8 protein-coding genes are annotated in these 11391 nt (G+C 61.9%); 4 read left to right on the top strand and 4 right to left on the bottom strand.

Going from position 1 to position 11391, the window contains the following annotated elements; genetic code table 11:
- Positions 1–83 precede the first annotated feature (83 nt).
- On the bottom strand, positions 84–2081 hold the full coding sequence (gene dnaG / locus BSZ35_RS15090; protein ID WP_105013214.1) for a DNA primase: 1998 nt from the start codon (positions 2079–2081) through the stop codon (positions 84–86).
- A gap of 291 nt (positions 2082–2372) precedes the next feature.
- A complete protein-coding gene (locus BSZ35_RS19605; RefSeq protein WP_181149368.1) occupies positions 2373–2522 on the bottom strand; it encodes a hypothetical protein in 150 nt (49 codons plus the stop codon).
- Between the two features lie 694 nt (positions 2523–3216).
- Here BSZ35_RS19605 and BSZ35_RS15100 point away from each other — a divergent pair.
- The 3 genes from BSZ35_RS15100 (at position 3217) to BSZ35_RS15110 (ending at position 6940) form a co-directional block, all read left to right on the top strand.
- Positions 3217–4050, top strand: coding sequence for a 2,3,4,5-tetrahydropyridine-2,6-dicarboxylate N-succinyltransferase (locus BSZ35_RS15100; RefSeq protein ID WP_105013216.1), 834 nt, complete (start codon positions 3217–3219; stop codon positions 4048–4050).
- A gap of 78 nt (positions 4051–4128) precedes the next feature.
- On the top strand, positions 4129–5556 hold the full coding sequence (locus BSZ35_RS15105) for an alpha-L-fucosidase (protein WP_219846654.1): 1428 nt from the start codon (positions 4129–4131) through the stop codon (positions 5554–5556).
- 103 nt (positions 5557–5659) lie between these two features.
- Positions 5660–6940 (top strand): acetyl-CoA hydrolase/transferase C-terminal domain-containing protein, encoded by a 1281-nt coding sequence (locus BSZ35_RS15110; RefSeq protein ID WP_105013218.1) that lies wholly within the window; start codon positions 5660–5662, stop codon positions 6938–6940.
- On the opposite strand, the gene BSZ35_RS15115 is transcribed toward BSZ35_RS15110, so the two are convergent.
- The gene (locus BSZ35_RS15115; protein ID WP_105013219.1) at positions 6893–7771 is read right to left on the bottom strand and encodes a class I SAM-dependent methyltransferase; all 879 of its coding nucleotides are present in this window, start codon (positions 7769–7771) and stop codon (positions 6893–6895) included. The two genes, BSZ35_RS15110 and BSZ35_RS15115, sit on opposite strands and share 48 nt — an antisense overlap.
- A gap of 134 nt (positions 7772–7905) precedes the next feature.
- On the opposite strand from BSZ35_RS15115, the gene BSZ35_RS15120 reads away from it, so the two are divergent.
- A complete protein-coding gene (locus tag BSZ35_RS15120) occupies positions 7906–8931 on the top strand; it encodes a DUF4931 domain-containing protein (RefSeq protein WP_105013220.1) in 1026 nt (341 codons plus the stop codon).
- 121 nt (positions 8932–9052) lie between these two features.
- On the opposite strand, the gene BSZ35_RS15125 is transcribed toward BSZ35_RS15120, so the two are convergent.
- Positions 9053–11332, bottom strand: a complete 2280-nt coding sequence (locus BSZ35_RS15125; protein WP_181149369.1) for a glycoside hydrolase family 31 protein — start codon at positions 11330–11332, stop codon at positions 9053–9055.
- Between the last annotated feature and the right edge of the window lie 59 nt (positions 11333–11391).

The following is an 11391-nucleotide window of genomic DNA, read 5'->3' on the forward strand; positions in this document are numbered from 1 at the left end:
GACCAGGTCTGGCACGACGATGGACCGGAGCACCCTGCATGGGGTACCCCTAAACCCGCAGACTTCCCCACGCACAAACGCAATCAGTCCTCAAGGAAGTCGCCACGCTGGACGTGCTTGCGGAGCTCTTGAAGCGACATCATCTTCTGCTGCAGGCGCTGTACGGTTTCCTCCTTTTCATTTTGACTTGCTTCGTAGATCCGGTCCCGCACCTCTGCAATAGCGTCCTCTACGCGGTCGAGTTTGAGCAGCTTCATCGCGCTTTCTGCCGCGGCGTACGGCCGGTCGTTGAGTTTCGGCACCGGGATGTCTTCGCGCTCAGCCCAATTTTCCGACGCCTCGTGCTCCTCCACCATCACAGAGGCGGCCAGTTGCTGGAGACGGTCGCCGTGTGCCCCGTCCAGAAAGGATTGCGGCCGCACGTTGTTGTTTTGATACATCTCGACGAGCGCCTGTACGAGCTCGCGGGGCGGCCCCTCCGTAAACTCGTCAAGGGCCATGTGGCCGAGTACGTGCTCCACCATCCGTCGGCCCTGCTCCAGCATGAGACGCAGAAGCACGCGTTCTTCCGGCAGAGGACGGGCGGGCTCGGACGATTGTTGCTGAGGTGGGGCCTCCGACGTATCGGGGGGCGGCGGCTGTGGACGATTTGCGCCGCCGTCGGACGCTGATGCCTCGGCGGGCGCGGGAGAGGGGTGGGGCGCCTGTTCTTCTTGGGATTGGCGCTCCTGCCGCTTGGCCTCCCGCTTCTGGCGGCGGCGGGCCTGCTGCTCTAAGCGCTCGCGCTCTTCTTCTAGCATCCGGAAGAGGTCGGCGTCTGGCACGTTGACGACCTCACTCGTACGGGTCACGTACTCGCGCCGCAGGTTGGGGTCGGGAATGTGAGCCACCGACTCAATGATGTCGCGCTGCACTTCCACGCGGTCTTCCGGTGTCTTCAATTCGCCCTGCCGGCGGGCGCGCTGGTACGCAAAAGAGGGCAAATCCTGCCGGTGCTCCTCTACATATTCGTTGAACGCATCGCCGCCATTTTCCTGAACGTACTCGTCCGGGTCGTTGCCCTCTGGCAATTCCACGGCGTACGCCCCCATGCCCTGCTCCAGCACACGGTCCATGCCGCGCATGGTGGCCCGGCTGCCCGCCTCGTCGGCGTCGTAGAGCAGAAGTACTCGCTTGGCGTAGCGGTGGAGCGTTTGCACCTGTCCTTCGGTGAGGGCCGTGCCGCTGGACGCGACGACATTCTCGACGCCCGCCTGGGAGAGGCTGATGACGTCGGTGTAGCCCTCCACCAGCATCACCTCGTCGGTCTGCCGAATGGCCCGCTTGGCGTGGTTCAGTCCGTAGAGGACCTCCTTCTTGTGGTAGACCTTCGTCTCCGGCGAGTTGATGTACTTCGGCTGGTCCCGATCGTCATCGGGATCCAGGATGCGCCCGGCGAAGGCCAGCACTTTGCCGATGTGGGAGAAAATGGGAAAGATGATGCGGCCCCGGTATCGGTCGTAGTAGCCGCTGCCGTCGTTGCGCTCGACCACAAGGCCCGCTTTTTCCAGCGTCTCCGGATCCAGTTGTTGGTCCTCGGCCGCCGTGAGGAGCGCGTCCCACTCGTCCGGCGCGTAGCCGAGCCCAAACTGCTTGATCGTGGACGGCGTGTAGCCACGGTCGCGGAGGTAGTCGAGCGCCGGGCGGCCGCGGTCCGTCTGCGTGAGCTGGTGGTAGAAGAAGCGGGCCGCAAAGCGGAGGGCGTGGAGAATGGACTCTCGTTCATTTGCCGCCTCCTGGTCGACCTCCTCCTCGGGCAGCGGAATGTTGTAGCGCTCGGCCAGGACGCGCACACCCTCCAAGAAGCCGACGCCTTCAATCTCCTGGACGAATTTGAAGACGTCGCCTCCATTCTGGCAGCCGAAGCAGTAGTAGAGGTTTTTCTCCGGGTCGACGCTGAACGAGGGGGTATCCTCGTTGTGGAAGGGGCATAGACCCATAAAGCGGGAGCCGCTCCGCTTCAACTGGACGTAGTCGCCCGCTACGTCCACGATGTCGGCCGCGGCACGAACCTCCTCCACCTTTTCGTCCGGGATGGGCATGGCTGTGATCAATCATACAGTCCCGAGCCGACTGGGGGTATGTGTACAGTATGTGCGGGCTCGGGGTTCGAGTCGAAAGGACGATCCTTCTCTCGAAGGGGATCTGGTGTTGACTCAGGTCGCCTGTGCTCTCCGTCTGTCAGGGGAGGCACCAGAGGTTGTCGGACGCCCAGGACGCTACACAGAAGGGATTGACCGTTGCGGGTGACGGACAATCCAGTGTTTGAGCGCGTCGCTCCTACGGTTCAATCCGCCAGATCACAGTCCAACGGTGCTACGGATGCGCGCAGGCTAGACCAATCGATCCATTGAGGGCGTCACGTGGTGTTGGGCTTGTGTGTCCTCGCCTTCGACCGGTCCGATATCCGGCTTGTCGGCGCACTGGCACGAGGAGAGACTGGTGCACAGCACAAGGGCTGCGAAGATCAGAAGGCGCTTCATGACCGCTCTAAACTATCGTTGAGGAAAGGGCCGAATCGTTGTTCAAGGATAGGAGGAATGCGCACCGGTCGCAAGAGCAGTCCCCCTTGTTTAGAGGACGAGGCGCCGTCTTTTCGCCATTTTCCCGGATTGCAGAGGGCAAGGCGTTCTCGCACGAAACCGCCCCGTGCTCTTTCGCGGTGGGCAACGCTGCACGGGAACAGGTGGAGGCATCGTGCTGCGCAAACGAGTCGCACGCACAGTGCAGAAATAATCCCAGCTACCGAGAATTGTTATTCACCGAGTCGTTCGGCGCAAACAGGGAACGGCCGCAAGGTGCGCCGCATGCCGCGTTCGTTCAGAGCATTCTGGGAGAGCGCGTACAGACAGCGTTGGCATTTGGTATCATTTCCTGATCCTACCGGCTCATGTTCGATGAATTGCGGGACTGGGAAGACGCAGACCTTTACAATGCGCTCAATGCTTCTCAGCTTCAGACAGAAGAAATACTGCCAGCTTCCGAGGTGGACTGCGCATCATGCGCGGGAGCGATCGGGGCGAACGTATCGCGAGATGGGACCGATGGTCGTTCCGTGTGGCATCTCGCAACGGTCGTTTCGTCCGGATCCGAACCGAGCAAGAGCACACCGATTCTTGGGATCTGGTATTGCGTCCGCCGAATCCGTTTTCGCATCAGACTGACCTTTGACTTCGCATGACCGAGCTTCAAGAACGCATCGAAGACCTCGTTGCTCAAGGGGATGCCGTCAGCCGAGGGGACGCCGGCAACGCCGTGGCCGACCTCGTACAGGCCCTGAACGCCGGGGAAATTCGTTCGGCTTCTCCGAACGAGGACGGGGCGTGGACCACCCATGCCTGGGTGAAGCAGGGCATTCTTCTTGGCTTTCAGATCGGCCGTATGGTCGATTATTCGAGCGAACGGTTTCCCTTCTACGATAAGAATACGTTTCCCGTCAAGCCCCTGCGCAAAGCCGACAACGTGCGGGTTGTACCAGGGGGGTCTTCAATTCGCACCGGTAGCTACGTGGCGCCGGGTGTCGTGTGCATGCCGCCAATGTATGTGAACGTGGGGGCGTACGTGGACGAGGACACAATGATTGATTCGCACGCCCTCGTCGGCAGCTGCGCACAGATTGGCAAGCGGGTGCATCTCTCGGCCTCGGCCCAGGTGGGTGGTGTGCTGGAGCCGGTGCACGCCACCCCCGTGATCATTGAGGACGACGTGTTCGTCGGCGGCGGGGCGGGCATCTACGAAGGCTGCATTGTGCGGGAGGGCGCCGTGTTGGCCGCAGGCGTTGACCTGACCTCGTCCACCCGGCTCTACGACCTCGTGGAGGAGACCGTGCACACCGCTTCCGAGGACGAGGCGCTCGAAGTTCCCAAAGGAGCCGTAGTGGTGCCGGGGTCCCGAGCGGTCGGGTCCGACTTCGGAGAAGAGCACGGCCTGTCGCTCTACGCGCCCATGATTGTGAAGTACCGCGACGCCAAGACTGACGCCGCTACGGTGCTGGAAGATGCGCTGCGGTAGTCTACAGTTCGCTCTCCCTCGTCCTTTGCATGTCTCATGCGAATGCATACAGTCCCGCCCCGACATTGCCTCCTGTTCTTGATCGTTCTGCTGGCCGCGTCGGCACTCCCAACCCGGGCTCAGCCTGCGGATAGCAGTCCAACGCCCCCGCCGGAGCCGGTCCTTCCCGTCCCGACCGAGCGGCAGCTGGAGTGGCAGCGCGACGAGTTGAACATGTTCATCCATTTTGGAATCAACACGTTCACTGACCGCGAGTGGGGCACCGGGAATGAGGATCCAGCCGTTTTTCATCCTTCACGTTTTGCGCCGCACCAGTGGGCGCGAGTAGCGCAGGAGACGGGATTCCAGACGATGATTCTCACGGCCAAGCACCACGACGGCTTCACGCTGTGGCCGAGTCGATACACCGATCACTCGGTGGAGCAGAGTCCGTGGCGCAATGGAGAGGGCGACGTGGTAAAGGCGTTCGTGGAGGCTGCCCGCGAGCAAGGACGAAAGGTCGGGCTGTACCTATCTCCATGGGACCGCAACGCGCCCAGCTACGGCGACGAGGACGCCTACAACCAATTGTACCTGGCCCAGCTGCACGAGCTTCTCACGCAGTACGGGCCGCTGGAAGAGGTCTGGTTTGATGGGGCGAAGGGCGAGGGCGCGAAGGACATGACCTACCACTTCGACGCCTTTTGGTCGATGGTGCGGCAGCACCAGCCCGGGGCGGTTCTCTTCTCCGATGAAGGACCGGACGTACGGTGGATTGGCAATGAGCACGGCTTTGCGGGCGAGACGAACTGGTCGACGGTCGATCGCTCCGAGATTGAAATTGGCAGGGCGGGCCAGGGCGACTATTTGAACAGCGGCGAGCGCGGGGCGCCGGACTGGGTCCCGGGGGAGTGTGACACCTCGCTCCGGCCCGGCTGGTTTTGGCATCCGGACGAGGATCCGAAGTCGGTAGAGCGGCTGCTGGAGATTTACTTCAAGTCCGTGGGACGCAACTGCGTATTGCTGCTGAATGTGCCGCCAGCTCCGAGCGGTCGGTTTGCGGAGGAGGATGTGGAGCGGCTCTACGACTTTCGCACGGCCCTCAACGCCATCTTCGATGTCGACCTGACGGCAGGCGCCCGTCCGTCGGCCTCCTCCGTGCGCGGCGGAGCCTCCCGCTTCGGGCCCGCTCAGGTGCTCGACGATGATCTCGATACCTACTGGGCGCCCGACGACTCTACCGGAGAGGCATCGCTCACGCTCGCACTCGATTCGGTGCGCACCATCAACGTGATTGAGCTCCAGGAGCCGATTCAGCTTGGTCAGCGCGTGGCGGCCTACCGGGTAGAGGTGGAGAGGGAGGGAACCTGGTCGACCGTTCATCGCGGCACGACCATCGGGCATAAGGGACTGGCCCGGCTTTCTGATTCTATTACGACTCGCCGCGTGCGCGTCGTGATTGAGGACGCCCGCTCCGTTCCACTGCTGGCCGAAATGGCGCTGTATCGTGCGCCTCGCCGCCACTAACGGGAGAGCATGGAGAGGAGGGCAATCGGATCCTACCGCTTCCACAGGGTAGGGGTGGGCCTATCGTTTACTTGCTTACCATCGATGTACCGGTTCCTTTCTCATGAACACCGTATCTCCTTCTACCGCTGTCTCCGCCATCAACTCCGGGGATCGTGTCTTCGTTCACACCGCAGCGGCCACCCCTCAGGTGCTCGTCAACGCGATGACCGACCGTGCAGACGAGCTTCGGAACGTGGAGGTTTGTCATCTTCATACCGAGGGAGAGGCCCCATACGCGGAGGAGGCGCATGCGGATGCTTTCCACACGAATGCTATGTTCGTTGGAGCCAACGTACGAGAGGCCGTGAACGCGGGAACGGCCGACTACATTCCCGTCTTTCTCAGTGAGGTCCCCTCTCTCTTCCGCGAGGGCGTCCTTCCGCTCGACGTGGCGTTGCTCCACGTGTCTCCCCCCGACCGGCATGGGTTCTGTTCGCTCGGCGTTTCCGTCGACGCGTCCAACGCCGCCCTCGAAGGGGCAGACCGTATCGTGGCACAGATCAACCCGCAGATGCCCCGAACCCATGGCGACGGTCTCATTCACGTCGACGAGATTGACTTCGGAGTTGAGGTCGAGGCTCCGTTGTTCGAAGCGCCCCGTCCGGAGCTATCGGACGTGGAGCGGGCCATCGGGCGCAACTGTGCACAACTGGTCGATCATGGGGCCACCCTGCAGATGGGCATCGGCGCCATTCCCGATGCTGTCCTCGACGCGCTCGACGACCACGAGAACCTGGGCGTACACACCGAGATGTTCTCGGACGGAATCATTGACCTGATCGAGCAGGGCGTGATCACGGGAACGAATAAGGCCATCCATCCGGGCAAAGTGGTGGGCAGTTTTGCGATGGGTACGCGCCGCCTCTACGATTTTATGGACGACAATCCACTGGTGGCGATGCTCGATGTGGCCTACGTGAACGATACCGCCGTCATTCGGAGAAATCCGAAGGTGACCGCCATCAACAGTGCGATCGAAGTCGACCTCACCGGCCAGGTGTGTGCCGACACGATCGGGACCTACCAGTATAGTGGCGTGGGAGGACAAATGGACTTCATTCGTGGGGCCTCTCTGTCTGAAGGCGGAAAGCCAATCATTGCCCTTCCCTCCACGACCCGTTCAGGCATCTCGCGGATCGTCCCGCACCTCAAGGAAGGCGCCGACGTTGTGACCACGCGGGCCCACGTGCACCACATCGTGACGGAGTACGGCTCCGTAAATCTCTACGGCAAAAATCTCCGTGAGCGGGCGGAGGCCCTCATCGACATTGCTCATCCCGATCATCGAGAGGATCTACTGGAGGCGGCGCACGAGCGGTTCAACACGATGATTACGGCTTGACTGGGGCTTCCGGGCCACGAGCCAGCCGTACCGCAGCACTCCCATCCACTGGGCGATCCAGATGCGTATGAGGGTCCGGGCAAAGACGCGCTCCGATTCCGATGAGTCGAGCAGCGTCCGGAGGACGGCAGGGTCGGTGAATACGGCCCTCAGAAATCGCTGGAGCACGATCGACCACGTGCGCCGCACGAGCGGCGTTACGTCGTCGAGGTGTTCGATCGTGAGTCCGGCCCGGGCGGCCCAGTGGCGGAGGCGCGCGTCGGTCGGGAGGATCGATAGTCGTCCCTCTGTTTGGATGGGATCGAGAAGATATCGGCGGGCCCATTGCGGGGGCGAGGGAGAAGCCATCCACACGCAGGCCACAAATCGACCGCCGGGCCGAAGAATACGTGCCACTTCGGTGAAGACGTCTGATGGAGGGTGAATGTGCGTCAGGCTTTCCACGGCCACCGCGGCGTCCATGCTTGCGTCTGGCAGATCGTTCTCCAAAAAATCCTGAAGGCGATACTCCGGTACTGGCCCGTCCACGGGCTGTTGGCGGGCAAAAGTGGCCTGTGCTTCCGACACCGTAAAGCCCGTGACGTGTGCGCCATACGCCGCTGCCCACAATCGGGCCGGGGCGCCGTATCCGCACCCGATGTCGCACACCCGCGTGCCGTCCTCGATTCGAGCAGAGTGGGCAACTTGGTGGACGAGTTCTTGAACGGCTTCGGTCGAAGAGGCGGACGTGTCGGTCCAGAGTCCGTGGTGTACGTGCTCCCCCCAGAGCTGGCGATAGAAGCGGTCGAGGTGGTCGTAGTGCCCGGCAACGGCGTCGTGAGGCTCGTGCATGATCGAAGGCGTCCGTGAGAGAGTTGGAGAAACGTATCCGATCCGTGAATTACCATCCGTCCGCTTGACGCCGCCCCGCTCCGGTTCTTTGTTCGGAAACGCCTCCTTTGCTTTCACTCATTCCTTTTTCTGCGATGGCTTCAGAGTACACTCCCGAAACGCGGCAGGACCGGATCACACAGCAGTGGGTGGCGTGTGCCCCAGAGCGCAGCGGCCGGCCGCACAAGACGGGCGATCGGTCTCCAGATCGAGATCCGACCGACGATACGCCGGTGGAGGGGTGTCCGTTCTGTCCCGGCCACGAGGACCTGCTGCCGTCCGTGCTCTGGGAGTTGGACGCGGGACAAGGGCGACCCTGGGACGCGCGGGCCGTACCGAACAAATTCTCGGCCCTCACGCCTGCTCCGGCGTTCGAGACGCAGGCGCGCGGCTTGTATCGAACCCGTACCAATCATGGGCGGCAGGAGGTGATCATCGACTCGCCGTATCACTACCAGGGCCTCGCTCACATGTCGGAATCGCAGATCGATGCGGTGTTGCAGGCGTACCTGGCCCGCTACCACGCGCTACGGCGGGCCGAGCCGCCCCTTTATCCGTTTCTCTTTCGGAATCACGGGGCGAAGGCCGGGGCTTCGATTCCACATCCCCACAGTCAGATCATTGGCACTCCCTTCGCGCCGCCCCGTATCGAACAGGAAGAAGAGGCAGCCCGCTCGCGCTACGAGGAGACGGGGCAGTGCCCTTACTGCGAAATGATCGATGAGGAACTGGAGGCGGAGACGCGGCTCGTGTGGACGAATGACGACTACGTGGTGTTCGTGCCGTTTGCCGCCCGAGTGCCGTATGAACTGTGGATTCTCCCGCGGACCCACGAGCCGGAGTTTGGTCGGTTAAATGAGGAGCACCGCTCGTCGCTTGCACAGTCGCTCCAGACGGTCGTCAGGCGTCTCTACACGCATCTCGACGATCCAGACTACAACTTCTTTATACGTACAGCCCTTGAGTACGAGTCCGAGGCCGCGCATCTTCACTGGAGTCTTCGTCTCCAGCCGCGGACCAACGTGCAGGCCGGGTTTGAACTGAGTACCGGTGTTCGGATCAATCCATCGATTCCCGAGCGCGACGCCGCTGTGCTTCGGGGGGGCAGGGAAGAGCCCTAAGAGGCTGGTTTGATGTATTGCCGGAGAGGGGGCGAGGGACTGAAGGCTCGTTTGCCGGGTGGACGAAATCCCATCGACAGACCTACCAATTGGGGGGCTCTTTGCTTGCCCCAAACAGGTGCTAAAAGATGCTGGTGGCCCCCGGAAGACGCACCGTCGTGTCTCCGGAGAACGGAACGACGAGACGGTTCTGCTCCGCATGGTAATCGTACTCTGAATCCGAGAGGGCATCCCCGTCGCGGATCACGCGGTTGATGCTGTCCACGTAGATCTCCAGTCGGCCGTCATGGTCGAGGGCCTCGAAGGAGATTGTAATTCCGTTGTTCGTGACGCGGCTGGTAATGGGGCGCACGACGCGCCCGGTGTAGTAGTTGAACGACGTCGTTTCGGAACGAGCCGGAAAGACCTCAATGCGGAGTCGAGGCTGCCAGTCGGTTTTCCAGGACTGGTTGGCTTCCAAAATGTCTCCCCGGGGAATGATAGCACCTTCTCGTACGAATCGGGGCACCGTCCCCAGTGGGGCGGGTTCCGTGACGGTCCGATTGCCCTGCTCGACGCTTGTCCGGTCGTTGTAGTTGAGCCAGCGTCCCTCCGGGAGGTACACGTCTCGTTCCTCGACACCTTTGCGGGACACCGGGGCCACCAGTAGGTTCGGCCCATAAAAGAACTGGTTCCACATGTCGGATACCGTTGTGTCCGTCGGGTATTCCAGAAGCAGGGCCCGCATCACCGGTACACCCGTCCGGTGGGCGTGGTGGAGCGCCGACCGTGTGTAGGGGATCAGGTCATGATGCCTCTGTGTCGCCTCGCGTGTGATGTCGATCACCTGCGGATCGCCTCCATAGTACCACCGGTCGCGCCCATCGATCATGAACTCCATCATGGGAGAGTAGGTACCGAACCCGATCCAACGAAGCAGAAGCTCCTTGCTCGGATTCTTGTCGTAGCTGCCGATGTCCGACCCCCACATCGGGAAATTCATGAGTCCGGAGCGCAGGCTGTTCTTGATCGAGGTCCGCAAGGCCTGAAAGTTATCTCGCGGATCGCCATTCCAGTGGGCCACCCACCGTCGGCTCTTGTCGTGGAGGCTCCGGGCAAAGATAAAGAAGTTGTCCCCGTGGTGCGCCGTCATCTGCTCGTGGGCGGCCCGATTGAAGAGCGTCACCTGCGTGTTGATGAGGGAGTCTGGCATCTCGCGCTCGCCCCCGCGATCAATTTTGTATCCGAAGACGCCGGTTTGTCCGTCGGCAAGCTGCACGTCGCTCGCGAGACTGTCGAGGAAGTCCTTGTAGTACAGGTACGCTTCCGTTTGGCGCAGGTCGCCGGACGGATGCTCGGTGTAGCCGTCGAAGAGAAGGCCGCGATCCCTGAGGGGCTCCTTCAGAGTATGGGCCGTGCGCCCCGTGATCCAGTAGAGCAGGTGCATTCCGTTGTCGCGGAGCGTCTGGGCCATTGCGTCCGGGTCGGGAAAGAAGGAGGCGAACGTTTTTCCGCCCCATCCCCACTCGCCGGTGGTGAAGGGACGGTCGATCCACATCGTGGAGGCGGGAATTCGGTAGTCCTGCAGCATCTGCACGTCTCGCAGGAGCAGCTCCTGTGCGTTTGCCGCGTCGACCTGCTCGGGAATGTTGGTATGGTCGTCCCGCCACCAGATCGAGCTCATCGACCAGAGGGGTGGCATGTCCGGCGGACCGGCAAGGCGATTGTATTCGCGGAGAATGCGCTTGTAGGAAGGGCCGTACAAGAGATGATAGGTGAGCTTTCCAGTCTGGAAGCGAAACTGGGTCGTGTCGGACCGAGCAATCGAGTAGTGCCCTGCCGCCTGCGTTTCGGCGTAGACCCCGAGTCCATTGGACATCATGTAGAAGGGGGCTCGGATGGAGGCGGCGTACACCTGTTCATGTTGATAGTCGCGGCCCACAAACGGATGAGAGGCGCCTCGATTATCGAGGTCACCGCCGTGTGTGTGCTCCCAGATGCCGTAGTAGTGCTGCCCCTTATCCGCAAAGGCCACCTGAATCGACGCGTCCGGGAATGGATGGTCTAGGGTGAGGGTCGCACGGCGTTCGCGCGGGAGGGAGAGGCGAAGCGTAGCGGGATGAGCCAGGTGGGCGAGGTCCAGCTTGGCGGTAAGGACGTTTCCTTGCACCTGCACGTCGTATGCGGCCCGTACATTCTGCGCGTAGATGCCCTGTCGAAACGAGGTCGCGGCGTGGGTAAGAAGGACTGTCCCGGATTGGGCGGCACGCACCTCGAAGCTGTACGGGTCTTCTGTAACTGTCACCACCAACTGATTGGACTCCAGGGTGTGGGACTGCGCTTTTGCATCGGTCGAGGGGACGACGAGCACCGCAGGACCCAGAATCAGAACGAGCCAGAGAACGCGGGGAAAGGAGGACATTGGAAGCATCGAGACGGAGCGAAGGGCGAGGCGGGACGATCGACATTGGCTTAACCGGT

The sequence above is a fragment of the Salinibacter sp. 10B genome (assembly GCF_002954405.1).
Lineage (GTDB): Bacteria > Bacteroidota > Rhodothermia > Rhodothermales > Salinibacteraceae > Salinibacter.

What these genes read in the sequence shown, in the direction of transcription:
- BSZ35_RS15125 (WP_181149369.1), bottom strand. Translation starts at nt 11,332, where the DNA reads ATGTCCTCCTTTCCCCGCGTTCTCTGGCTCGTTCTGATTCTGGGTCCT.
- BSZ35_RS19605 (WP_181149368.1), bottom strand. Translation starts at nt 2,522, where the DNA reads ATGAAGCGCCTTCTGATCTTCGCAGCCCTTGTGCTGTGCACCAGTCTC.
- BSZ35_RS15100 (WP_105013216.1), top strand. Translation starts at nt 3,217, where the DNA reads ATGACCGAGCTTCAAGAACGCATCGAAGACCTCGTTGCTCAAGGGGAT.
- BSZ35_RS15115 (WP_105013219.1), bottom strand. Translation starts at nt 7,771, where the DNA reads ATGCACGAGCCTCACGACGCCGTTGCCGGGCACTACGACCACCTCGAC.
- dnaG (WP_105013214.1), bottom strand. Translation starts at nt 2,081, where the DNA reads ATGCCCATCCCGGACGAAAAGGTGGAGGAGGTTCGTGCCGCGGCCGAC.
- BSZ35_RS15120 (WP_105013220.1), top strand. Translation starts at nt 7,906, where the DNA reads ATGGCTTCAGAGTACACTCCCGAAACGCGGCAGGACCGGATCACACAG.
- BSZ35_RS15110 (WP_105013218.1), top strand. Translation starts at nt 5,660, where the DNA reads ATGAACACCGTATCTCCTTCTACCGCTGTCTCCGCCATCAACTCCGGG.